The organism is Kitasatospora sp. NPDC003701 (assembly GCF_053587085.1).
Window position 1 is genome coordinate 163,481 of record NZ_JBSFNM010000011.1, and the last position, 21,075, is coordinate 184,555.

The window sequence follows — 21,075 nt, forward strand, 5'->3', positions numbered from 1 at the left end:
AGGCGAGACGGGGTACCCGCTCGCCACCCGGTTTGCCGGTTGAGACGCCCGCGCGCCGTGCTCAGCCGCGATCCGTGCGCTCTGTTCGCTCAGGGCGAAACCCGTCGGGCCTCGCCGCCCGGGTCATCAACCGCCACACCAGCGCCACCAGATCCGCCGGGTCGAAGGGCTTGCCCAGGTACCCGTCCACCCCGACCGCGTCCCCGAGATCCAGGTCGGCCGGCGTGCAGGCGCTGACGATCGCGATCGGCAGCCCGCTCGTCCCCGGTGCCGCCCGCAGCCGGGCCGCCGTCCGCAGACCGTCCAGCCGCGGCATCACGACGTCCAGCGTCACCACGTCCGGCCGCACCCGGCGGACCACCTCCAGGCACTCGGCGCCGTCGGCGGCGGTCACCACCTCGAAGCCTTCGAGCTCCAGGTTGACCCTGATCAGCTGGCGGATCACCTCGCTGTCGTCCACCACGAGGACCCGCCCGGACACTCCCGACACCTCACCGAGGGTATCGGCGCGCCCGCCGCCCCGTCCGGCCTTTCCCGACTTCCGCTCCCCCGCCGCCGGGCCGCTGCCCGAAACCCGTGCACGGAGCACGCCCCGGGCCTGGTAATGTTCTCCACGTCGAAGCGAACGCGACGACAACACCAAGCAGGCCCCCGTAGCTCAGGGGATAGAGCACCGCCCTCCGGAGGCGGGTGCGCAGGTTCGAATCCTGCCGGGGGCACTTCGCGAGAAGTGCAAGACAGGCCCAGGTCAGTGGAGTTCATCCACGGATCTGGGCCTTCGTCATGTCGGCGGCGGGCCGGGCGGCAGGGCCAGGGGCCCCCGCCCCTGACGGGACGGCGGCCCCGGACCCGCGGGCGACCCGTGGTCAGCCGGCGATCGGGGCGGTGAAGGTCTCGGCCGGGCCGAAGTCGGAGAAGGTCACCTTGTTGACCGCCTTGACGCCCTTCATCTCGACCTGCTGCTCGACGTAGACGGTGCGGCCCTTGGCGTCGATCCACTGGTCGAACTCGAAGCCGGTGCTGCCCTTCGCCTTCATCGACTTGTACGTCCGCGGGTCGACGGTGCTCAGCTGCTCGATGTCGATGTGGCCGGCGAGGTGGTAGGCGGCGACGCCGTCGCGCGTCTCCATGCCCTTGCGGGCGCCGGGGCCGGAGGCCAGCAGCAGCTTGGCGTAGTCGGTGTAGTCGGTGGCCGCGTTGTCGGTGGAGCGCGGCATCTTGACCCACGCGTCGCCCGGCGTGGACAGGTCGCGCATGTAGCTGGCGTCCGCCGTCGTCAGGCTCTCGATCCACAGGATCGGCTCGGCCACGCCGGGGGCGGTGGTGCGCATCTCCATCCGGCCGGTCCAGGCGGTGTTGAGGTTGTTGCGGCCCTTGACGGTCGACAGCGTCACCCCGCCGCTCTCGGTCGTCATGGCCGTGGAGACCGCGTAGGGCGCCTTGTCGGCGCCGGCCAGGGCCTGCTCGGGGTCGAACGCGCCGCCGGTGGCGGGCGTGGCGGCGGCCGGCGTCGCGGGGGCGGGGGCGGTGGTGGCGGCCGCCGGTGAGGTGGCCGCGGCGGAGGCGGTCGGGGAGGAGGACGCGGCGGCCGAGGTCGGGGCCGGCTGGGCCGCCGAACCGGTGTCGTCGTTGCACCCCGCCACGGTGACGAGGGCCAGGGCCGTCGCGGCGATCGTCAGGGCGGTGGTACGGGAAGTGGTCACGAGTGGGCTCTCCGGTGGTGTGGATCGTCGACGGAGAGTTTTCCACGTGGCACGACGCCGATCGAACCGATATCCGGCGATCGCTCAGGAGGCCGCTTCCACCGCCTCCTTGTAGAGGGCCGCGATGGTGTGGTCGAAGTAGGCGCTGTAGGAGGTGTCGGGGCTGTCGCCGCCCTGCTGGTAGCCGCCGATGGCGCCGACGACGTGGCCGGTGGTGGTGCTGATCCAGGGGCCGCCGCTGGTGCCGCCCGGATAGTCGGGGCAGTCGACGACGCGCTGGTAGGCGCTCTGGCGGCCGGTGGTGTTGGTGCACAGGACCGGGTCCTCGGTGCCACCGGGGTAGCCGTAGAGGCGGACGGTGGCGCCGAACGGCTCGTCGGTGCCGAGCTGGTTGGCGCCGACCACGTCCTCGATCCGGCGGCCGCCGTTGGACGCGGTCTCCAGGATGGCGAAGTCCTCGTCCTGGTCGCCGTCCCGGGACCAGCCGGTGGTGGTGTGGATCGCGGTGACCCGCCAGGTGCCGTACGGCGCGGTGCCGTCACGGTAGCCGGGGGCGAAGGTGACGCCGGCGGTGCTGCTCAGGCAGTGGGCGGCGGTGAGCAGCAGGTTGCCGGTCGTGCTGTGCAGCACGCTCGCGGTGCAGAAGTGGTTGCCGGCCGCGACCGCGCCGCTGAACAGGGCACCGACGGTGGTGGATTCGGGGGTGACCGGGGCCACCGCCGTGGTGCCGAGGGCGACCGGGGGTGTGGCCGTGGGGGTGGCGGTGGCCGGGCCCGTGGGGGCGTCGGTGGCGGCCGGGCCGTCGGCGTCGGCGGAGGGGGTCTCGGTGGGCGCCGCCGCCTGGAGCACGGCGTCCGGCGACGCGGGCGACGAGGGCGCGGACGAGGGCGGCGCGGATGACGCGGTGACCGCCGGGGCGCTCACCGACGGGCTGCCGGCCGCCGTCGCCTCCGAGGTCACGCTGTGCGTGCCCGCGACGACGGCCGCCACGGTGAGCGCCGAGAGCATGGTGAACAGGGTGGGAGCCAGCAAGCGGCGGCGGCGCTGGCGGCGGCGGTGCTGGCCCATACCTCGTCGGCTCCTGACCTGGGTGTCGGTGCGAGTACGGTCCGACTATGGCCCAGGGAGCTGGGAGGGCTGTGATGCCCGGCTGGGAGGTGGATGAGAAATCCGCCGTCGGAACCCGCCGCCCCGGACCGGCCGACCCCGGCCCGGCCTGCCGAACCCGCCGCCCCGGCCCGTCAGTCCGCCAGGACCGCGGCCAGGTCGTCCGGCGTGACGAACGCGGTGTGCGTCCCCTCCGCGGTGCAGGCGAACGCCCCGGCCACCGAGCCCGCGCGGGCGCAGTCCGGCAGCGACCGGCCGCGGAACCAGGCGTAGAGGAATCCGGTGACGAAGGCGTCCCCCGCGCCGTTGGTGTCGACGACCGGGCGGCCCGGGTCGACGGCGGGCAGGTGCCGGAGCGGGGCGTCCCGGGTGAGCAGGTGGCAGCCCCCGGCCCCCGCGGTGGCGATCACGGCGGTGGCCCGGCCCTCGGCGAGGATCGCGCCCATCACCTCCGCGTGGCGGCCCCGGCAGCCGGCCACCGAGAGGAAGACCAGGTCGGAGCCGAGCGCGTAGTCCCGGTGGTGGGGGTTGCGGCCGTCCCAGTCGTGCAGGTCGGTGGAGCTGGTGCGGCCGAGCCGGTGCAGGTCCGGGTACATGTCGCGGTTGTGGCCGGTGATGGAGAGGTGGACGTGCCGGCTGCGCTCCACGTACGGCAGGTAGAACGCGCGCGGCAGGCGCAGGTCGGCGGGGTGGCGGCCGTCGTAGAAGGAGAAGCGCCGGCCGGCGGCGTCGACCAGGTTGACCGCGCGCGGGGTGCCGTGCGGCGAGACCAGGTGGGCGAACGGCAGCCCCTGGCGGGCGTACTCGGCGAGGATCAGCTCGGCCTGCGGGTCGTCCCCGAGGTAGTCGAGGAAGGCCGTGCGCAGCCCGAGGCGGTGGGCGCCGAGGGCGACGCCGTTGCCGGTGTGGGCGACGTAGTCGCGGACCGGCCCCACGGACTGCGAGTCGGCGTCCGGGACTTCCAGCCGGTCGACCCGGACGACGGTGTCGATGCCGGCCCCGCCGACGACGAGCAGGTCGAACGTTGGCCCCGACGGGCCGGACGACTCGGACTCCGACACGGCGGCGCCTCCTTGACTCCCTGGTGGTGGCCAGGAGTCAAGCAGGCGCCGGAGGTTGACTGCAAGACCTTGCGGCAAGTTTCAGGATTCGGGGGTCAGGAGGCGCGCTGCCTCCCGCTCGGCGTCACCGCCCCCGCACCCGTCTGCGCACCCGCTTCGGCCGTCGCCGCTCCGGGGACGGCCTCCCCGGTGGCCTCGCCGGGCGCCGGGCGGTGGTTGATCATCAGGAAGGCGATCAGCGCGGCCGCCAGCAGGATGCCCATCGCCACCCAGGTCGCGACCACGTACCCGTGCACCGCACCCTGCGCCTGCACCTGGGGATTGCCGGCGATCCTGGTCGCCAGATACGTCGCGGTGGCACTGGCCGCGATCGTGTTCAGCAGCGCGGTACCGACGGAACCGCCGACCTGCTGGGCCGAGTTGATGGTGGCCGACGCGGCGCCGGCCTCGTTCGGGGCGACGCCCAGGGTGGCCAGGCTCATCGCCGGCATGAACACCAGGCCCATGCCGAAGCCGAGCAGCAGTTCGGCGGGCAGCACCATGCCGGCCCACGGGCTGTCGACCTTCATCTGGGTCAGCCAGGCCATGGCGCCCGCGGCGAGCAGCAGTCCGGGCCCGATCAGGTTGCGGGACGGCACCCTGGTCATCAGCCGGGCCGCGAAGCCGGTCGAACTGATCACGATGGCGGCCGTCATCGGCAGGAAGGAGACGCCGGACATCACCGGCGAGAAGTGCTTGATCACCTGCAGGTAGTAGGTGAGGAACAGGAACAGGCCGAACATGCCGACCATGGCCAGGCCGACGGACAGTGCGGCGCCGCCGCGGTTGCGCTCGCCCACGATGTGCAGCGGCAGCAGCGCGTGATCGGTGCGCCGCTCCACCAGGACGAAGACCACCAGCAGGAGCGCGCCGAGCCCCAGCGAGCCCAGCACCAGCCAGTCGATCCAGCCCCGGCTGACCGCCTCGGAGGTGCCGAAGACGATGGCGAGCAGGCCGCCGCAGCCCAGGAACGCGCCGGGCAGGTCGAGTTTGACCCGACGGCCCTTGGCGACGTGGTCCGAGGTGAGGATCGAGTAGGCCGCGAAGGCCGTCACGATGGCGATCGGGGTGTTCACGAACAGGCACCAGCGCCAGTTCAGGTACTCGGTCAGCAGGCCGCCCAGGAGCAGGCCGATCGCGGCGCCGCCGCCGGCGATCGCACCGAAGATGCCGAAGGCCGTACTTCGTTCGCGTGGATCGCTGAAGGTCGTGGACAGCAGGCCCAGGGCCGACGGGGCGAGCAGGGCGCCGAACGCGCCCTGGAGGGCGCGGGCCGCGAACAGCATCGTCGACCCGGTGGCGCCGCCGCCGAGCGCGGAGGCGAGGGCGAAGCCGAGCAGGCCGACGATGAAGACGCGCTTGCGGCCGAAGAGGTCGCCGAGCCGGCCGCCGAGGAGCAGCAGGCCACCGAAGGCCAGCGTGTAGGCGGTGATCACCCACTGCCGGTTGGCGTCGGAGATCCCGAGGTCCTTCTGGGCCGAGGGCAGGGCGATGTTCACGATGGTGATGTCGAGGACGATCATCAGCTGGGCGATGGCGATGACCGCCAATGCCCACCAGCGACGACTGTCCGCCGCCTTGGGTCCGGTGGCAGGTTGGGCAGACACTGGGGGAGCCTTCCGCAGGGGTTCGGAGAGGTCACGCAGTCGCCTTCAAGCCAAACTCTCCGCGCGGCGAATGGCAAGGAAAAAGCTCACCAAATCGTACGAATTGGGACCAATGAACCAGGGCCCCGGGACCGCAGGACCAGGACCGCGGACCGGGGCCACCGGCGGTGCGGAAGGCCGCGGAGCAGCCGCGGGGACGCGCGGGCCCCCGGGTTGCCCGTGCCACCCGGGGGCCCGCCGCGACGCCGTCGGCCGCGGCCGGCACCGGTGGCCCCGCTACAGCGCGGCCAGCTCCGCGACCAGGTCGTCCAGGCCCAGCGAGCCCTGCGAGAGCGCCGCCATGTGCCAGGCCTTGAGGTCGAACTCCTCGCCGCGCGCCTCGTGGGCCGCGCGGGCCGCCGCCCGGCCGCGCAGCCAGGCCCGCTCGCCCAGCTTGTAGCCGATCGCCTGGCCGGGCATGCCCAGGTAGCGGACCAGCTCGCTGTCCAGGACCTCCGTCGACAGCCCGCAGTACCGGCCGAAGAACTCCCGCGCCGCGTCCGGCAGGACGGGCTCGCCCGGCCGGTACGGGGAGTCGGCGGGGAAGTCCAGCCCGGCGTGCATGCCGATGTCGACGATCACCCGCAGCGCGCGCATCATCTGGGCGTTGAGGTAGCCGAGCCGGTGGCCCGGGTCGGTGAGGTAGCCCAGCTCGTCCATCAGGCGTTCGGCGTACAGCGCCCAGCCCTCCACGTTGGCGCTCACCCCGCCGATGCTGACCTGGTAGGTGGAGAGCCGGTCGGCGACGTAGTTCCACTGCGCGAGCTGGAGGTGGTGGCCGGGAACGCCCTCGTGGTACCAGGTGGAGACGAGGTCCCAGACCGGGAAGCGGTCCCGGCCGATGGTCGGCAGCCAGGTCCGCCCCGGGCGGCTGAAGTCCAGCGAGGGGGAGGTGTAGTACGGCGCGGCGGCACTGCCCGCCGGGGCGATCCTCGACTCGACCCGGGTGACCGGCTCCGCGAGGTCGAAGTGGGTGCCCTGGAGGTCGCGGATCGCCCCGTCCATCAGCCCCTGGAGGTACTCACGCGCGGGCTCGGCGCCCTGGACGGCGGGGCCGTCGGTCTCCAGCCACTTCATCGCCTCCATCGGGGTGGAGCCGGGGAGCACCTTCTCCGCCTCCGCCTCCATCTGCGCGAGCAGGCCGTGGAACTCCTGCCAGGCCCAGCCGTACGCCTCGTCCAGGTCGAGGTCGGCGCCGGTCCAGTAGCGCACCCAGCGGCCGTAGCGCTCGCGCCCGGCGGTGTCGGGGGTGCCGGCGGCGGCCGGGGCGTAGACGTCGCGCAGCCAGTCGCGCAGGCCGGCCACCGCGTCGGCGGCGGCCGCGGCGGGCTCGGCCAGGCCGGCGCGCAGGCCCTCGGGCGCCTGCCGGACGAACGTGCCGAACCAGCCGGCCACGTCCCCCTCCAGCCACTCGCCGAGCTGCTCGACCACGGTGGCCACCTGGCGCGGGCCGGAGAGCAGGCCGCGCCCGACGCCCGCGGCGAGGGTCTCCCGGTACTGCTCCAGCGCGACGGGCACCCGGGCCAGCCGGCGGCCGATCACCTCCCACTGCTGCTCGGTGTCGGCGGGCATCAGGGTGAAGACCTCACGCACGTGGTGGACCGGCGAGCCCAGGTTGCGAACCGCGCGGAAGCCCTCCCCCGCGTCGTGGACGGCGAGTCCGGCGGTGAGCCGCTCACGCAGCAGCCGGGCGCAGCGGCGCTCGGCCTCGTCCTCGGCAGCTCCGGCACGCTCCGCGTCCGAGAGCCGGGCGAGCGTGCGGCGGCCGAGCTCGGCGATCGCCTCGTCACCGGCCGGGGAGAGGTCGGGAAGGCGGTCGTCCTCGAGGTTGAGCCCCAGGTACACCGCGGTCAGCGGGTCGAGCTCGGCAAGGGCCTGCACGTAGTCGTCGGCAATACGGCGCGGGGTGGTGCCGTCGGAGCTGATCAGTTCTTCAACCATCCGGACATCATTTCGCGGCCCGAGCCGATTGCAAGCCCCTACCCTGTGGCATGGACCGGCCATTTCAGGCGCCCGCCCGGCGCCCCCGCCGGCGCCTGAGCAGCAGGCCCGGGTCCCAGGTGGGCCGGCCGCGGGCGAAGCGGAAGAAGCAGAGGCCGATCAGCACCGCGCAGAAGTGTCCGAGGTCCGTGAAGGTGTGCGAAGTGACCAGCGGTACCAGGTAGAAGACCAGCACGCCGCCCCCGTACAGCAGGCGCCAGCGGCCGGCGAACCGGTACGTCAGCACGGCGACCACCCCGGCCAGCGCGTACGAGACACCGACGTCCACCGTGCCGGCCAGGCTCTCCTGCAGCCGGCCGCTCAGGATGCCCCGGGCGACCACCCCTTCGCTGACCAGGGTGGCCAGCACGTGCGCGGTGGCGGCCACCGTGAACCAGCGCAGGGTGCCCAGCCAGCGCTCGGCGTTGGCGTGGAAGAGGTTGAACAGCACGAAGTAGAGGAGGAAGCTCGACTGCTCCGTCCAGAGCGCGCTGGCCACCAGGACGTGCACCGGGTCCGAGCGCAGGTTGTCCAGGTTGGTCGAGCGGGCGGCCAGGAACCAGTCCAGGTTCGCCGGGTCCATCCGCGCCACCACGAAGCTGGTGACCGCCAGGAGCAGCAGCCACAGGTACGTCCCGGGCGCCGACCGGATCCACCCCAGGACCGCCCCCGGCACCCGGCGCACGGCGGCCGTCCACTGCTCTGCCTGCGCCATCCGGTGGCCCTCCTCGAAGCGACGGCGATCCGTCCCATCGTCGGCGGCCCGTCCGCCGCGGGCCCGCTGACCCGCCGGTGGCGGGCCGGCCCCGCCACAAACATCCGTTCGGGAAGATCGGTGCAGGCAAGGATCCGATCGGACCGGCGCCCATTACGCTGACCGCCATGGAAGCCAGCTCAGCGCCCGTCCCACCCTCCCCCGAGGCCCGTCCGCGGCGTAGCGGGTACCGGCGGCTGCCGGTGCAGCAGCGACGGGAGCAGCTGATCGCGGTGGCGCTGGAGCTGTTCGCCTCCCGGCCGCCGGACGAGGTGAGCCTGGACGACGTGGCGGAGGCCGCCGGGGCCTCCCGGCCGCTGGTGTACCGGTACTTCGCGGGCGGCAAGCAGCAGTTGTACGAGGCGGCACTGCGCACCGCGGCGCAGGAGCTCACCAGCCGGTTTACGGTGCCGCTGGCCGGCACCCCGACCGAGCAGCTGGCCGCCGTGCTGGAGAGCTACTTCGCCTTCGTGGCCGAGCACGACGCCGGCTACTCGGCCCTGCTGCGCGGCGGCTCGGTGGTGGAGACGCAGCGCACCTCGGCGATGGTGGACGACGTCCGGCGGGCAGCGCTCAAGCGGACCCTGCGCCACCTCGGCGTCCGCGAGGCCGGACCGCGGCTGACGCTGTTGGTGCGCTCGTGGATCGCGGTGGTCGAGGGCGCCTCGCTGAGCTGGCTGGACGAGGGCCGGGTGCTGCCGGTGGGCGAGCTTCGGGAGCTGCTGGTGGACCAGTTCATGGCGATGGCCGCGGCGACGGCGCTGCACGATCCGCAGACGGCGCAGGTCCTGACCACGCTGCTGGCGCTGGAGGGCCCGGACGCACCACGGGCCGCGCGGCTGCGGGAGGCACTCGGCGGCTGAGGCGGGGCGCCCGCCCGGCGGGGCCCGAACCACCCGGGGCCCGAACCACCCGGGGAACCGAACCGCCCGGGGAACCGAACCGTCTCCGGGGACCGACGGGCCTGCGAGGAACCGACGGGCCTGCGAGGAACCGACCCGACCCCCGTGCCCGGGGTCGGGATCGGAGCCGCCCCGGGGTCAGGCCTTGCCGAGCACCTGACGCTGGCGGCCCAGCCCGTCGATCTCGATCTCCACGATGTCCCCGGGGGTCAGGAACGGGGTGCCCGGGTGGCCCAGGGTGACGCCGGCCGGAGTACCGGTGACGATCACGTCGCCCGGCTCCAGCACCATGAACTGGCTGACGTACCGGACGATCTCCAGCACCGGGAAGATCATCTGCGCGGTGGAGCCGTCCTGCCGCAGCTCCCCGTTGACCCACAGGCGCAGCGACAGCCGCTGCGGGTCGGCGACCTCGTCGGCGGTGACCAGCCAGGGGCCGAGCGGGGTGAAGGTCTCCGCCGACTTGCCCTTGTCCCACTGGCCGCCGCGCTCGAACTGGAAGGCCCGCTCGGTGACGTCGTTGGCGATCGTGTAGCCGGCGACGACCTCCGCCGCCTCCCGGTGACCGGCCAGGTACCGGGCGGTGCGGCCGATCACGATCGCCAGCTCGGCCTCGTAGTCGGTCTTCTCGCCGCCGCGGGGCACCAGCACCTCGTCGTACGGGCCGACCACGGTGTTGCTGGGCTTGAGGAAGATCACCGGCTCGTCCGGGATCGCCGCACCGGCCTCGACGGCGTGGTCCCGGTAGTTGAGCCCGATCCCGACCACCTTGCCCGGCCGGACGACCGGAGCGCCGACCCGCTGCCCGGCGATGTCGGTCACCGGCAGCAGGCCGGCGGCCGCGTCGCGGGCCAGCGCGACCGGGTCGAGCCCGGACAGGAAGGCACCGTCGATGTCCCGGGCCCGCTGGGAGAGGTCGTACGCGGTGCCGTCCTGGCCCAGCGCGATCGGGCGCTCGGCGCCCGGTGGTCCGACACGGAGGAGCTTCATCTGAGCGTCACCACCACTTTCGTCTCAGCTCGCCGGAGCGGCCGCACACACCGCACCGGACTCTTGTTGCGAGGTATATCAACGTCTGCCACCTGCGAACCAGACAGTCCAGCTCGGCGAATTCCTATCAATTCCCACAAGCCGGGACGGCGCCGAATCGGGTGCCCGTACGGTTGACAGCCCCGCGCCGCACCCCCGTACGGCTCCGCCGTGGGCGAACGGCCCGGTGCCCGCAGGTGGACACGCGGCTGAGCAGCGGGGACGGGCGGGCGAGGCCGGCGGCGCGGCGGGCGCGCGGGTAGGGCCCGAGGCGCCACCGACGCCCCGCACCGGCTCGCCGCACCGCCGGGGCGGGCGGTGTCCGGGTCCGGCGGTCCGAGCGGCGCCGGGGCGTCAGGCGCGCTGCGGGTCGCCGGCGAGGAGCTGGTCCAGGGACGGCGCCCGGGCCGGGCCGGGACCGGTCACGTCGCGCTCGCGCTCCCAGCGGTCCAGGTCGCGCAGGGCGTCGGCGTGCGCCTGCGGCTCGCCGATCAGGGCCGGGGCCAGCTCGCGCAGCAGCGCGGCGGCGGCGCCCGGGCTGCCGCCGCGGGCCAGCCAGAGGGCGAGGTCGTGGCAGGTGCGCAGGGTGCGGAGGTCGGCCGGGCCGAAGCTGCGGGCGAGCCGCGGGATCAGCTCGGTCAGCATCCGGACGGCCTCCTCGGGCCGGCCCTCGACGCCGTACTCCCAGGCCCGGTCGGCCCGCAGCCGCAGCGCCTCGGGCGGCTCGGGCGGAGCGGGCGGGGTGGTCCGGCCGATCGGGATGTCGCGCAGCCGGCGGCGCACCTCGGCGGCGTCGGCGGGCCGGTCGGCCGGGTTCTTGGCGAGCAGCTGGCGGATCAGGGCGGCGAGCGCCGGGTAGGGGGTGCGCACCGGCGGCGGCGGGTCGTTCAGGTGCTGGTACATCATGGTGACCGGCGATCCGGCGTTGAACGGCCGCTGTCCGGTGCAGAGTTGGAAGAGCACCACACCGAGCGCGTAGAGGTCGGCCCGGCCGTCGATGGTGTCGCCGGCCCAGCACTCGGGCGCCAGGTAGGGCGGGGTGCCGATGACGACGCCGGTGGAGGTGAGCCCGCTGCCCGACTGGGTGAGCAGCCGGGCGATGCCGAAGTCCAGCACCTTGGCCTCGCCGCTCTCGGCGATCATGATGTTCTCCGGCTTGATGTCCCGGTGCACCACGCCCGAGCGGTGGGCGGCGTCCAGCGCCTTGCAGACCTGCCGGACCCACTTCAGCGCGAGCGCCGGGTCGGGCGTGCCGTCCTTGATCACCGCGGACAGCGGGCGGCCTCGGACCAGCTCCATCACCAGGTAGTGGGTGGACCAGGCGCCCTGCTGGACCCGGCCGTAGTCGTGCAGCGTGACGATGTGCGGATTGGAGAGGCTGCCGGCGGTCTTGGCCTCGCGGATGAAGCGGGCGACCGCCTCCTCGTCGCTCGCCTTCTCCTCGGAGAGGACCTTGACCGCGACCGACCGCCCGATGTTGCTGTCGTAGGCCGCCCAGACGACGCCAAAGCCGCCCTGACCGAGCATCCGGTCCAGCCGGTAGCGGCCGTCCAGTACCTCCCCAGCCCTCATGTCTCCCCCAACCCCCGAGTACGCCGGATTCGAAGCGCGTCCACCGTGACCGGGGCCACCATAGCGCTGGGGGAGGACATGAGGGTGAACGGACTACGGCTTGGGCTTGGGCAGCCCGGGCGGGTTGATCTCGGAGGTCTGGACGGCCTCGCCGTCGAGCCCCCAGCGCTTCAGCGCCTGGCCGTAGGTGCCGTTCTTGATGATCTCGTTGATCGCGCCGTTCAGCGCCTGGACCAGCCCGCTGTCCTTCTTGGTGGTCGCCGCGATCTTCCCGAGGACGTCCGCGCCGCCGCCGGAGTAGGTGCCGACCACCTCGGTCTCGCCGGTCTGCACGGCGTGGAAGGCCAGGCTGGGGTTGGGGCCGACGTAGGCGTCGATCCGGCCGGAGGACAGCGCCAGGTAGTAGTCCGAGGAGCTCTGGAAGTACTTGATGTCGACCGGCTTGAGGCCGTTCTTGACGTTCTCCTCGTTCCAGCCGATCAGCAGCTTCTCCTGGTTGGTGCCGGAGGAGACGGCGATCGTCTTGCCGGCCACGTCCTTGGGGCCGGTGACCTTCCAGCCGGAGCCCTTCTTGGCCTCGAAGCCGAGGATGTCCAGCCGGTAGGTGGCGAAGTCGTACTTCTCCTTGCGGGCCTCGGTGACGGTGATGTTGGTCATGCCGACGTCGAACTTGCCGCTGTCCAGGCCGACGAAGACGTTCTCCCAGGAGACCGGGTTGAACTCCACCTTCAGGCCGAGGACGTTGCCGACCAGTTCGGTGATGTCGGGCTCGACGCCGATGATGGTCTTGTCGTCGTTCGCGTAGAAGTCCAGCGGCGGCGTGGTGCCCAGTGAGGTGGCGACCGTCAGGGTCCCTCTCTTTCTGACCTCCTCCGGAACCAGCGCCGCGATGGCGTCCACCTTGGGCGTGGTGATGCGGTTCTGATTGGGCGTCAGGTTCACCGTGACGCCGTTCGGCGCGGTGCTGCCCTTGGCGGGAGCGAGTTCCGCGGAGGCGTCCGTGGAGCTGCCGCAGGCGGCCAGGGTGAGGGTGGCGGCGAGCGCGGCGGCGGCGGTCACGAGGGCGCGACGGGGTAGGGACATGGCGGAACTCCTGATCGGTGGAAGAGGGTTGGGAGCGGGAGGGTCAGAGGACCTTGGCCAGGAAGGCGCGGGTGCGCTCGTGCTGCGGATCGTCCAGGACGGCCGTCGGCGGGCCCTGCTCGACCACCACGCCGTCGTCCATGAAGACCACGGTGTCGGCGACCTCGCGGGCGAACCCGATCTCGTGGGTCACCACGATCATCGTGGTGCCGGCCCGGGCGAGGTCCTTGATGACGTCCAGCACCTCACCGACCAACTCCGGGTCGAGCGCCGAGGTGGGCTCGTCGAAGAGCAGCACCTTCGGCTCCAGGGCCAGCGCCCGGGCGATCGCCACCCGCTGCTGCTGGCCGCCGGAGAGCTGGCGCGGGTAGACGTCCGCCTTGTCGGCGAGGCCGACCCGCTCCAGCAGCTGCAGCGCCGCCGCCCGGGCCTCGGCCTTGGGCCGGCGCAGCGCGCTGACCGGTGCCTCGATGATGTTCTCCACCACCGTGAGGTGCGGGAACAGGTTGAAGTTCTGGAACACGAAGCCGATGTTGGTGCGCTGGCGCAGGACCTCGCGCTCCTTGAGCTCGTGCAGCCGGTCGCCGGAGCGCCGGTAGCCGATCAGCTCGCCGTCGATGGCGACGAAGCCGCGGTCCAGCTTCTCCAGGTGGTTGATCGAGCGCAGCAGCGTCGACTTGCCGGAGCCGGAGGGTCCGAGCACCACCGTCACCGAGCCGGCCGCCACGTCGAGGTCGACGCCGCGCAGGACGGCGAGCTGGCCGAAGCTCTTGTGCAGGCCCCTGACCTGCACCATGGGTTCCACGACGGTGGCGGTCACGAGCGTCCTCCGGAAGCGGTCTCGACGGGGGTGCGGCCGGCCCGCAGGCCCTGGACGAAGGCCCGGGCCCGCTGCAGCGGGGTGGGCGGCGGGGTGCGTTCGGCGCCCCGGGCGAAGTAGCGCTCGACGTAGTACTGCCCGATCGACAGCACCGTGGTCAGCAGCACGTACCAGACGGTGGCCACCATCAGCAGCGGCACCACCCGGCCGGTGCGGCCGTAGACGACCTGCACCTGGTAGAAGAGCTCGCCGATGGCCATCACGTAGACCACCGAGGTGCCCTTGAACAGCGAGATCACCTCGTTGGCGGCGGCCGGCAGGATGCCGCGCATGGCCTGCGGCAGCACGATCCGCCAGGCCTGGCGCCAGCGCGGCACGCCCAGTGCGGCGGCGGCCTCGCGCTGCCCCGAGTCGACCGCGATGATGCCGCCGCGGATGATCTCGGCGGCGAACGCGGCCTGGTGCAGGCCCAGCCCCAGCACGGCGGCGCCGAGGGCGCCCAGCACTCCGATCGTCTCGAACTCGGCGAAGGTCGGGCCGAACGGGATGCCGATGCCGAACCGCTTGTAGAGGTAGGAGAGGTTGAACCAGAACACCAGCTGCACGATCAGCGGGATCGAGCGGAACGCCCAGACGTAGGCCCAGGCGATGGACTGCAGGATCGCACTGCGCGACAGCCGCATCGCGGCCACCACGGCGCCCAGCAGGAAGCCCAGCAGGGTGCCGTAGAAGGTGAGTTCGATGGTGCGGCCGACCGCGCGCAGGATGGTGTCGGCGGAGAAGTAGATCCGGAAGGTGTCCCAGTCCCAGCCGGGGTTGGTGAACAACCCGTGGGCGAACTGGGCGAGGACGACGACGGCGGCGAGGCCGGCGGCCCAGCGCAGGGGGTGGCGGGCCCGGACGGTCCGCAGACCGGCCAGCTCGCCGAGGTCGACGCGCCCGGCCGGGGCGGCCGGCGTCTTGGTGGCCGTTCTGGCCGGCGGACCGGCCTCGGTGGTGATGCTCATGGTGGGATTCCTCCAACAGGCCCGGGGCCCGGACAGGGGGTCACGCGTGCTCGGGCGGGCTGATCTGGGATTCCTTGATCGCCGAATCGACGACTCCCCACTTCTTGACGATCTTGTCGTACGTCCCGTCCTTGATCAGCTGGTTGACCGCCGCCTGGAACGCGGGGGTGAGCGTGGAGCCCTTCTTGAACGCGAAGCCGACGTCCAGCCGGTGGAACTCACCGAGGAACTTCGTCCCGGACGCCTCCTGGGACGCCTGGTAGCGCAGGCCGTTGATGGTCGACATCACGACGTCGATCCGGCCCTGCTGGAGTCCGGTCAGCGTGGCGCCGTTGTCGCTGAACGCCTTGACCTCGTAGGGCTTCTTGCCCGCGTCGGCGCAGACGTTCTTCTTGCTGTTCAGCGTGGTCTCGAAGGTGGTGCCGGCCCCGGTGCCGATGACCAGCCCGCAGAGCTGGACGAGGTCGGTGACCGGCTGCAGGGTGGTGTTGTCCTTCTTGACCGCGAAGCCCTGGCCGTCGTCGATGTAGGTGACGAAGTCGATGGTCTTCAGCCGGGTCGCGGTGACCCCGAAGTTGCCGGTGCCGACGTCGTACTTGCCGCTGCCGAGCGCGGGCAGGATGGTCTCGAAGGCCGCCTCCTCGCGCTCCACGGTCAGGCCGAGCACCTTGGCCACCGCGTCGGTGAAGTCGATGTCCACCCCGGCCGCCTTCTTGGTGGCCTGGTCGGAGTAGAACGCGGCGGGCGGCGTGCCGATCGTCGAGCCGAACTTGACCGTCCCGGCCTTGCGGACGTCCTCGGGCAGCAGCGCGGCCGCGGCCTCCGACTTGGGGATGCCGGAGATGAGGTCCTGCGCGGCGGCGTCGACCGCCGCCTTGCCGGGGCCGGACTGGCCGGCGGTCTTCGGGTCCGAGCCGCACGCGGCCAGCGCCAGGACCGGCAGCAGGGCGGCGGTCGCGAGCAGGCGGCGGCGGACGGTGGTGGTTCTCACGGGAGTTGGGCGCCTTTCGGGGTCGGTGCATGGTGGGCTCGCCGGCCCTGGTCGTCGTGGGCCCGGGGCCCGTCGCCGCGGGCCGGCAGGGGCTTCTCGAACGCCAGCGGGCCGATGGTCAGGGGGTCGGCGTCGACGTCGAACAGCGGGGTGTAGCCGGTCGCCAGGTAGAGCCCCTTGGCCTCGGGCTGGCGCGGGCCGGTGGTGAGGTAGACCCGGGTGTAGCCGGCCGCCTGCGCGGCCCGCTCCAGCTCCACCAGCACCCGGCTGGCCAGCCCCCGGCGGCGGTGCGCGGAGTGCGTCCACATCCGCTTCACCTCGGCGGTCCGTTCGTCGTACCGCTTGTACGCACCACCGGCCACCGGCTCGCCGTCCTCCAGGAGGAGGAGCAGTACGCCGGCCGGCTCCGCGAAGGCGTCCTTCGGGTACCGGCTCATCTCCTCCCGGGCGTCCGGCCCGTAGCGGGTGACGTACTCGTGGGTGAGCTCCCGCAGCAGCGGCTCGACCAGGGGGTCGTCGATCGTGACCCGGCGGACCTCGATCGCCAGGCTGGTGCCGCTCACGCCTGGACCGCGATCAGTTGCTGACGGTCGCGCTCGGCCCGGGCCTCCCGCCCGGCCGCCTCGGCCGCCTTCGCGGCGTCCCGCTTGGCGACCTCCTCGCGCACGATCGGGATGACGTACCGGCCGAAGTCGATCGCGTCGTCGAGCAGCGCGTAGCCGCGCGCGGAGAGGATGTCCACGCCCAGGTCGTAGTAGTCGAGCAGCGCCTCGGCGACCGTCTCCGGCGTGCCGACCAGGGCGTTGGAGTTGCCGGCCCCGCCGGTGGCGGCGGCGGTCGGGGTCCAGAGCGCGCGGTCGTAGCGCTCGCCGGCCTCGGCGATCTCCAGCAGCCGCTGGGAGCCGGTGTTCTCCGGGGTCCAGGCCTGCGCGCGGGCCCCGCCGCGGCGGACCAGCTCGCCGGACTCCTTGCGGGCCCGGATGGTGTCCACCGTCCGGTACGCCTTCTCCCAGGCCAGCTCCTCGGTCGGCGCGATGATCGGCCGGAAGGCGACCTGGATGCGCGGCACGTCCGTCCGTCCGGCGGCCCGCGCGGCCTCCTTCACCCGCTCGATCTGCTCGGCGGTCCGGGCCAGCGGCTCGCCCCAGAGGCAGTAGATGTCGGCCTCGGCCCCGCCGGCCGCGTAGGCGGCCTCCGAGGAGCCGCCGAAGGAGACGCCCGGGCGCGGGGCCTGGACGGGGAAGACGTCCGAGACGAAGTCGTTGAACCGGTAGTACTCGCCCTCGTGGTCGAAGGGCTCCGTGCTGGTCCACGCCTTCTTGACGATCCCGATGTACTCACGGGTGCGGGCGTAGCGCTCGTCCTTGGTCAGGAAGTCGCCCTCGCGCTGCTGCTCGTGGTCGTTGCCGCCGGTGATGAAGTGGACGGTGAGCCGCCCGTCGCTGATCCGGTCCAGGGTGGCGAAGGTCTTGGCCGCGTACGTCGGGTAGGAGACGTTCGGCCGGTGCGCCAGCAGGATCTGGAGCCGGTCGACCCGGGCCGCGAGGAACGCCGCGGCCGCCGCCGGATCGGGGGCGCCGGCGCCGTAGGCGAACAGCACGCGGTCCCAGCCGTTGTCCTCGTGGGCCCGGGCCAGCCGGAGGGTGTAGTCGCGGTCGAAGGCCGCCGTGGAGCGGGGGGTGGTCTCCGAACCATCACCGGTGGCGGCGATGCCGAGGAATTCGACGGGCATGGTGACTGAACCTTTCGGGTCGTACGGAATCCGGCGGCTGCGGGTGGGCAAGCCGGAGCAGGCCGTGGCGGGGCCAGGCTTCGAACGCGGAACGGGGTGGCGGGGAGCACGGGCACGTGACGGTGGCGACGGAGAAGGCGACGGAGAACTGCCGGAGTGCAGTGGGGTGCAGAAGGCTGAAGGCGGCAGCGTGCGCCTGAAACGGCCGTCCGGACGGGGCTGGACGGCCTACCCGGCCCGCGACGGGGCACCGAGGGAGAGGTCTCCGCAGGAGGGGTCTCCGAGGGAGGAGGCTCCTAGGAGGACAGGGCCGGCTGGACGGCCCGCTGCCGAGTCAGCCGCGACACGCCGCGGACCACACCCGACCGAAGTCGATGTGGTCGCGGGTGACCAGGAACTGCTCGGCGTACATGAGCACAAGTTGAGCAGTGAAGGATGCACGGCGTCAACCACCGTCCATTACCGCTCTGTTGCGATCACTTGTCGCCGTGTGCCCCGGCGGCACCACCCTTGACAGCCCTTGTTCGCGCATGCGTACGATCAATGCGGAGTGCAGTGCAGAGCCGGCCGCGTTGAGGGACGCGGGCCGGCCCGACGGCCGTACGTGACCACACCCGTACCACCCGCCTGCCTGCCCGCAGCTTCCGCCTGGAGTCCTCCTCATGGCCACCCCGGACGTCCTTCCCGCGCCCGCCCTCACCAAGAACCCCGACCGGAGCCCCGACAAGAGTCCGGACCCGCCCGCCGGCGCCGTCGTCGACCCCTCGGCCCGGCTCGTCGCCCGCCGCCGCCCCGGCCAGTGGGTCTCGGCCGCCGTCGCCCTGCTGCTGTTCGCGATGGCCGTCAGCTCGGCGATCCGGAACAAGGCCTTCCAGTGGGGCGTGGTCGCCGACTGGTTCACCGCGACCTCCGTCCTGAACGGCCTCACCCTCACCCTGTGGCTGACCGCCGTCACGCTCGGGCTCGGCTTCGTGCTGGGCACCGTGCTCGCCACCATGCGGCTCTCCTCCAACCCGGTGCTGCGCACGCTCAGTTGGATCTACATCTGGATCTTCCGCTCCACTCCGGCGCTGGTCCAGCTGCTGCTCTTCTTCAACATCGGCGCGCTCTACCCGACGCTCGGCCTCGGCATCCCGTTCGGCCCGGAGTTCATCACCGTCAAGACCGTCAACCTCTTCGGCCCCACCCTGACCGCCGTGATCGGCCTGACCCTGCTGGAGGCCGCCTACGCCGCCGAGGTGGTGCGCGGCGGGATCCTCTCGGTCGACCGCGGCCAGCTGGAGGCGGCCTCGGCGCTCGGGCTCGGCCGGTGGCGGGTGCTGCGCCGGATCATCGTCCCGCAGGCGATGCGCTCGATCGTCCCCACCGCGGGCAACATGCTGATCAGCGCGCTCAAGGGCACCAGCATCATCAGCGTGCTGGCCGTCTCCGACCTGCTCTACTCGGTGCAGCTGGTCTACCTGCAGTCCTACCAGGTCATCCCGATGCTGATGGTCGCCACCATCTGGTACATCGTGATCACCACCGTGCTGTCCATCGGCCAGTACTACGTGGAGCGGCACTATGCCAAGGGCGCCACCCGCGACGGCCTGCCGCCCACCCCGCTGCAGAAGGCCCGCGCGGCCTGGCGCCGGCTGCGCGCCGCCGCCGACGCCGGGACCACGGCCGGGGCCGGCAACGAGACCGCGAGCAAGGCCGGCGTCGCCGCCGAGGTCGCACCCGGGGAGCAGCGTTGACCACCCTGGTGATCGTCGGAGCCGGCCCGCGCGGTACCGGTCTGCTGGAGCGGATCGCCGCCAACGCGGCCGAACTCCTGCCCTCGGACCAGCCGTTGGAGGTCCACCTGGTCGACCCGTACCCGCCCGGCGCGGGCCGGATCTGGCGCTACGACCAGTCCCCGCTGCTCCGGATGAACTCGATGGCCGAGGACGTCACGATGTTCACCGACGAGCGGTCCACCATCGACGGCCCGGTCCGTCCCGGCCCCTCACTGGCCGAATGGGCCGCCCGGATCGAGGAGTTCGAGCCCTACCAGGAGGTCGACGACCCGGCGGTCCGGGCCGAGCTGCGCACCCTGGCACCGACCGACTTCCCCACCCGGCGGGCCCAGAGCGCCTACCTGGACTGGGTGTTCCGCCGCGCCGTCGCCGACCTGCCACCGCACATCACCGTCACCGTGCACCGGGACACCGTCCACCGGATCGAGGGCCCGGAGGACGGGCCGCAACTGGTCCACCTCGGTGACCGGGTGCTCACCGCCGACCACGTCACCCTCACCCTCGGCCACCTCGACTCCGCCCCGCACCCCCGGTACGCCGCGGACGCCGAGTTCGCCGCCCGGCACGGCCGCTTCCACCTGCCGCCCGCCTTCTCCGCCGACGCCGACCTGAGCGGCATAGCCGCCGGCGAGCAGCTCGTCCTGCGCGGCTTCGGCCTCGCCTTCGTCGACCTGGTCTCGCTGCTCACCGAGGGCCGCGGCGGCCGCTTCGAGGAGACCCCCGACGGCCCGGTCTACCGGCCCTCCGGCCGCGAGCCGGTGATCCACGTCGGCTCCCGGCGCGGCGTGCCGTACCACTCCAAGACCGGCTACCGGCTCCAGGGGCCGCCCGCCCCGCTCCCCCGCTACTTCGACGCGGCCGCCGTGGACGCCGTGCTCGACCGGCCCGGACCGCTCGAACTGCGCCGCGACTTCTGGCCGTTGATGGCGAAGGACATCGGCTTCGGGCACTACCACGAGCTGTTCCACGCCCACCCCGAACGCACCACACTGCCCTGGGCCGACTTCCTGGCCGGCTACGACGCGTACGACTGGTACGCGCCCGAGCTCGCCCGGCTGATCGCCCGGGCCGTCCCCGACCGGGCCGACCGGCTGGACTTCGAACGGCTCGACTTCCCGCTGGCCGGCCTCGAACTCGGCTCCGATGAGGAGCTCCAGCGCCACCTGCGCGGCTACATCGCCGAGGACGCCGACCGCCGCGCCGACCCGGCCCACAGCGCCGACCTCGGCGCCTTCCTGGCCCTGCTCTCGCTCTTCGGCCAGCTGCCCCGCGTCCTCGCCTCCGACCGGCTCACCGCGCGCTCGGTCGGCGAGGAGGTCGACGAGTGGTTCTTCGGCTACTTCAGCTACCTCGCCTCCGGCCCGCCCGGTTTCCGGCTGCGCCAGCTGCTCGCACTCTCCGAGGCGGGCGTCGTCCGCTTCCTGGGCGCGGGCATCCGGGTCGAACGGGACGAGGCCACCGGCACCTGGCGGGCGTCCGGCACCACCGTGCCCGGGCACGGCGTCACCGCCACCGCCCTGGTCGAGGCGTACCTGCCCAAGCACGCGCTGGCCCGCACCCACGACCCGGTGCTGCGCGAACTGCACCGCGCCGGGCGGATCGTGGAGGAGGTGGTCAGCGACGAGGAGCACACCCACCGCTCCGGGCTGCTCACCATCCGGCCCGGGGACAGCCGGGTCCTGGACCCGGCCCTGAGCGGTGGCCCGCACCCGCGGCGCACCGCCCTCGGCCCGCACACCAGCCTGCGCGCGGCGGCCGCCTTCGCGCGGCCGCGCACCGACTCCCCCGGTTTCCGCCAGAACGACGCCGCCGCCCGGGCCATCCTGCGCGCCCTGGCGGGCGTCCCGGCGGCGCTGGCGGCCTGAGCCGGG

Annotated in this window: 18 protein-coding genes and 1 tRNA gene; 4 read left to right on the forward strand and 15 right to left on the reverse strand. The window is 72.9% G+C overall.

Annotation, left to right across the window (positions count from 1 at the left end):
* Positions 1-61: 61 nt before the first annotated feature.
* Positions 62-490 (reverse strand): response regulator, encoded by a 429-nt coding sequence (locus ACWDRR_RS13740; protein ID WP_387882069.1) that lies wholly within the window; start codon positions 488-490, stop codon positions 62-64.
* Between the two features lie 157 nt (positions 491-647).
* Between ACWDRR_RS13740 and ACWDRR_RS13745 the strand changes: the two genes are divergently transcribed.
* Positions 648-719 (forward strand) — tRNA-Arg (locus ACWDRR_RS13745).
* A gap of 147 nt (positions 720-866) precedes the next feature.
* Here ACWDRR_RS13745 and ACWDRR_RS13750 read toward each other — a convergent pair.
* The 6 genes from ACWDRR_RS13750 to ACWDRR_RS13775 all read right to left on the reverse strand — a co-directional run bounded on the left by ACWDRR_RS13750 (position 867) and on the right by ACWDRR_RS13775 (position 8,251).
* Positions 867-1,703, reverse strand: coding sequence for a hypothetical protein (locus ACWDRR_RS13750; protein ID WP_449772360.1), 837 nt, complete (start codon positions 1,701-1,703; stop codon positions 867-869).
* An 84-nt stretch (positions 1,704-1,787) separates the two neighbouring features.
* Complete coding sequence (locus ACWDRR_RS13755; protein ID WP_449772361.1) at positions 1,788-2,771, reverse strand: trypsin-like serine peptidase; 984 nt, start codon at positions 2,769-2,771, stop codon at positions 1,788-1,790.
* A gap of 173 nt (positions 2,772-2,944) precedes the next feature.
* On the reverse strand, positions 2,945-3,871 hold the full coding sequence (locus ACWDRR_RS13760) for a carbohydrate kinase family protein (RefSeq protein WP_449772362.1): 927 nt from the start codon (positions 3,869-3,871) through the stop codon (positions 2,945-2,947).
* Positions 3,872-3,966: 95 nt separating this feature from the next.
* Positions 3,967-5,517 (reverse strand): MFS transporter, encoded by a 1,551-nt coding sequence (locus ACWDRR_RS13765; protein WP_449772363.1) that lies wholly within the window; start codon positions 5,515-5,517, stop codon positions 3,967-3,969.
* 276 nt (positions 5,518-5,793) lie between these two features.
* Positions 5,794-7,497 (reverse strand): DUF885 domain-containing protein, encoded by a 1,704-nt coding sequence (locus tag ACWDRR_RS13770; protein WP_449772364.1) that lies wholly within the window; start codon positions 7,495-7,497, stop codon positions 5,794-5,796.
* Between the two features lie 64 nt (positions 7,498-7,561).
* Positions 7,562-8,251, reverse strand: coding sequence for a rhomboid-like protein (locus ACWDRR_RS13775; protein WP_449772365.1), 690 nt, complete (start codon positions 8,249-8,251; stop codon positions 7,562-7,564).
* A 167-nt stretch (positions 8,252-8,418) separates the two neighbouring features.
* Between ACWDRR_RS13775 and ACWDRR_RS13780 the strand changes: the two genes are divergently transcribed.
* Positions 8,419-9,153, forward strand: coding sequence for a TetR/AcrR family transcriptional regulator (locus ACWDRR_RS13780; RefSeq protein WP_449772366.1), 735 nt, complete (start codon positions 8,419-8,421; stop codon positions 9,151-9,153).
* Between the two features lie 177 nt (positions 9,154-9,330).
* Here the strand turns inward: ACWDRR_RS13780 and ACWDRR_RS13785 are convergent, their stop codons facing one another.
* The 8 genes from ACWDRR_RS13785 to ACWDRR_RS13820 all read right to left on the reverse strand — a co-directional run bounded on the left by ACWDRR_RS13785 (position 9,331) and on the right by ACWDRR_RS13820 (position 17,426).
* On the reverse strand, positions 9,331-10,182 hold the full coding sequence (locus ACWDRR_RS13785; RefSeq protein ID WP_449772367.1) for a fumarylacetoacetate hydrolase family protein: 852 nt from the start codon (positions 10,180-10,182) through the stop codon (positions 9,331-9,333).
* 393 nt (positions 10,183-10,575) lie between these two features.
* On the reverse strand, positions 10,576-11,793 hold the full coding sequence (locus tag ACWDRR_RS13790) for a serine/threonine-protein kinase (protein WP_449772368.1): 1,218 nt from the start codon (positions 11,791-11,793) through the stop codon (positions 10,576-10,578).
* A 93-nt stretch (positions 11,794-11,886) separates the two neighbouring features.
* Complete coding sequence (locus ACWDRR_RS13795; protein WP_449772369.1) at positions 11,887-12,876, reverse strand: ABC transporter substrate-binding protein; 990 nt, start codon at positions 12,874-12,876, stop codon at positions 11,887-11,889.
* Positions 12,877-12,919: 43 nt separating this feature from the next.
* Positions 12,920-13,672 (reverse strand): amino acid ABC transporter ATP-binding protein, encoded by a 753-nt coding sequence (locus tag ACWDRR_RS13800; RefSeq protein WP_449772391.1) that lies wholly within the window; start codon positions 13,670-13,672, stop codon positions 12,920-12,922.
* A gap of 20 nt (positions 13,673-13,692) precedes the next feature.
* Positions 13,693-14,703, reverse strand: a complete 1,011-nt coding sequence (locus ACWDRR_RS13805) for an amino acid ABC transporter permease (protein ID WP_449772370.1) — start codon at positions 14,701-14,703, stop codon at positions 13,693-13,695.
* Positions 14,704-14,743: 40 nt separating this feature from the next.
* The gene (locus tag ACWDRR_RS13810) at positions 14,744-15,694 is read right to left on the reverse strand and encodes an ABC transporter substrate-binding protein (protein WP_449772371.1); all 951 of its coding nucleotides are present in this window, start codon (positions 15,692-15,694) and stop codon (positions 14,744-14,746) included.
* A complete protein-coding gene (locus tag ACWDRR_RS13815) occupies positions 15,691-16,257 on the reverse strand; it encodes a GNAT family N-acetyltransferase (RefSeq protein ID WP_449772372.1) in 567 nt (188 codons plus the stop codon). The genes ACWDRR_RS13810 and ACWDRR_RS13815 overlap by 4 nt, the downstream gene beginning before the upstream one ends.
* Complete coding sequence (locus ACWDRR_RS13820) at positions 16,254-17,426, reverse strand: LLM class flavin-dependent oxidoreductase (RefSeq protein WP_449772373.1); 1,173 nt, start codon at positions 17,424-17,426, stop codon at positions 16,254-16,256. Before ACWDRR_RS13820 ends, ACWDRR_RS13815 begins: the two co-directional genes overlap by 4 nt.
* A gap of 662 nt (positions 17,427-18,088) precedes the next feature.
* On the opposite strand from ACWDRR_RS13820, the gene ACWDRR_RS13825 reads away from it, so the two are divergent.
* Both ACWDRR_RS13825 and ACWDRR_RS13830 read left to right on the forward strand, forming a co-directional pair.
* A complete protein-coding gene (locus ACWDRR_RS13825) occupies positions 18,089-19,162 on the forward strand; it encodes an amino acid ABC transporter permease (protein WP_449772374.1) in 1,074 nt (357 codons plus the stop codon).
* Positions 19,159-21,069: an FAD/NAD(P)-binding protein gene (locus tag ACWDRR_RS13830; protein WP_449772375.1), complete on the forward strand. Its 1,911-nt coding sequence runs from the start codon at positions 19,159-19,161 to the stop codon at positions 21,067-21,069. The genes ACWDRR_RS13825 and ACWDRR_RS13830 overlap by 4 nt, the downstream gene beginning before the upstream one ends.
* The last annotated feature ends 6 nt before the right edge of the window (positions 21,070-21,075 follow it).

Bases quoted from the DNA above. Each gene is read 5' to 3' on its own strand.
- ACWDRR_RS13755 (WP_449772361.1), bottom strand. From the start codon at position 2,771: ATGGGCCAGCACCGCCGCCGCCAGCGCCGCCGCCGCTTGCTGGCTCCC.
- ACWDRR_RS13770 (WP_449772364.1), bottom strand. From the start codon at position 7,497: ATGGTTGAAGAACTGATCAGCTCCGACGGCACCACCCCGCGCCGTATT.
- ACWDRR_RS13775 (WP_449772365.1), bottom strand. From the start codon at position 8,251: ATGGCGCAGGCAGAGCAGTGGACGGCCGCCGTGCGCCGGGTGCCGGGG.
- ACWDRR_RS13780 (WP_449772366.1), top strand. From the start codon at position 8,419: ATGGAAGCCAGCTCAGCGCCCGTCCCACCCTCCCCCGAGGCCCGTCCG.
- ACWDRR_RS13785 (WP_449772367.1), bottom strand. From the start codon at position 10,182: ATGAAGCTCCTCCGTGTCGGACCACCGGGCGCCGAGCGCCCGATCGCG.
- ACWDRR_RS13790 (WP_449772368.1), bottom strand. From the start codon at position 11,793: ATGAGGGCTGGGGAGGTACTGGACGGCCGCTACCGGCTGGACCGGATG.
- ACWDRR_RS13795 (WP_449772369.1), bottom strand. From the start codon at position 12,876: ATGTCCCTACCCCGTCGCGCCCTCGTGACCGCCGCCGCCGCGCTCGCC.
- ACWDRR_RS13800 (WP_449772391.1), bottom strand. From the start codon at position 13,672: ATGGTGCAGGTCAGGGGCCTGCACAAGAGCTTCGGCCAGCTCGCCGTC.
- ACWDRR_RS13805 (WP_449772370.1), bottom strand. From the start codon at position 14,703: ATGAGCATCACCACCGAGGCCGGTCCGCCGGCCAGAACGGCCACCAAG.
- ACWDRR_RS13820 (WP_449772373.1), bottom strand. From the start codon at position 17,426: ATGCCCGTCGAATTCCTCGGCATCGCCGCCACCGGTGATGGTTCGGAG.
- ACWDRR_RS13825 (WP_449772374.1), top strand. From the start codon at position 18,089: ATGGCCACCCCGGACGTCCTTCCCGCGCCCGCCCTCACCAAGAACCCC.